The sequence below is a fragment of the Microcystis sp. M49636_WE2 genome, assembly GCF_030065375.1.
Classification (GTDB): Bacteria; Cyanobacteriota; Cyanobacteriia; order Cyanobacteriales; family Microcystaceae; genus Microcystis; species Microcystis aeruginosa_C.
The window spans coordinates 1-1,204 of the sequence record NZ_JASJFG010000718.1 but is presented as its reverse complement, the minus strand read 5'-3'; the positions used below and the strand labels follow the sequence as shown (position 1 = coordinate 1,204).

Sequence of the window (1,204 nt, the reverse complement as noted above, 5' to 3'; positions counted from 1 at the left end):
TTGGAGTGATTGGGGGGAAAATTCAGGTACTTTTTCCCTGAAAATTAGGTAGTTGACCACCTGAAAATCGATAAAACCCCACACCCCACACCCCACACCCCACACCCTGCCACCACCGAAAAACTTTTTCAGCAAGCCCTAATTATCTAAGTTGTTAGGGTGTTGGGAAACAGGGCAAATTCCTCGCGCGTTGATAGTATCAATCTTAATTGAAATGACTATATTAACCTCTCACAATAAACCGCGATAGCGGATAAAAACGAGGATTACTGCCCAGGAACCTAAAGCTACTTTAACGGCGACTAAAATGTTTAGTATTGGTAAAATGCCGCCACTAAATAGCGCTCCTAATTCCCCGTGGGGTAACTCAAATCCTGAGAGAGTAATGGCGGCTAAAACAATAAAAACTAAGACGGAAATTTTCTCCCATGTTGCCGCTTGCCAACGGCGATAAATTGCTTGCATCCATTCGGGAGACGAGGTAATGGCTATTAAACCAATTGCCGTACCTCCGGCGACTCCGGCGGCAAAACCTCCCCCCGGACTTAAATGTCCGCGGATAGCTAATTCAATGCCCACTAAAGCGGTAATTGTTGCCCCTAAACGGGCTAAAATAATTGAAGGTTGGTCGGTAAATTGATGGATTTTACTGGCGGGTTTTTCGGTGGCTAGAAGAAAATTCGCCCCCATAATGGCAATGGTAAAAACAACCACTTCATAGATGGTATCGTAGAGACGATTACGAAAAATAACCACCGAAACCGCATTAGGAACACCGCCGTCGCGCACCAAGGATTCAACAATGTCTAAGGATAATACAGAGGAAGCAGTATTCGGAATAATTACCATTTTGATAGCAAAGGCAATGGCGGCTAGAGTGTAAATCCATTTCATTAGTGTTTCTCCTCTAATTTTGGGGTTTCAATACAGGTTAAAATCGTGTTTGCTGCCGTTAATTCATTTTTAAAAATATCGTAGAGATAGGGTAATCTAATTGTGGTTTCGTAGGGGATGTTTTCTGGATTGTCTTGACGGATACAGACGGCATGAACATCTTTATCCCTAAGTGCCTGTTGCAAAGCTTGTTTATCACTGTAGGCAACTAATTCTAAACGCATAAAACGCTTACTTAAAACCGTTTGTAGTTGAGTTTTTAACTGTTCTAAAACCGTATCGGTTTCCTCGGCAATTACTCCTAAACGCA

Annotated in this window: 2 protein-coding genes; both read right to left on the bottom strand. The window is 42.6% G+C overall.

What is annotated here, in order from left to right; all coding sequences use genetic code 11:
- Positions 1 to 231 precede the first annotated feature (231 nt).
- On the bottom strand, positions 232 to 894 hold the full coding sequence (locus tag PX484_RS16495; protein WP_002801099.1) for a Na(+)/H(+) antiporter subunit B: 663 nt from the start codon (positions 892 to 894) through the stop codon (positions 232 to 234).
- Positions 894 to 1,204, bottom strand: a 311-nt coding sequence (locus tag PX484_RS16490) for a Na(+)/H(+) antiporter subunit B (RefSeq protein ID WP_502882757.1), incomplete at its 5' end; no start/stop codon positions are given. The genes PX484_RS16490 and PX484_RS16495, both read right to left, overlap by 1 nt.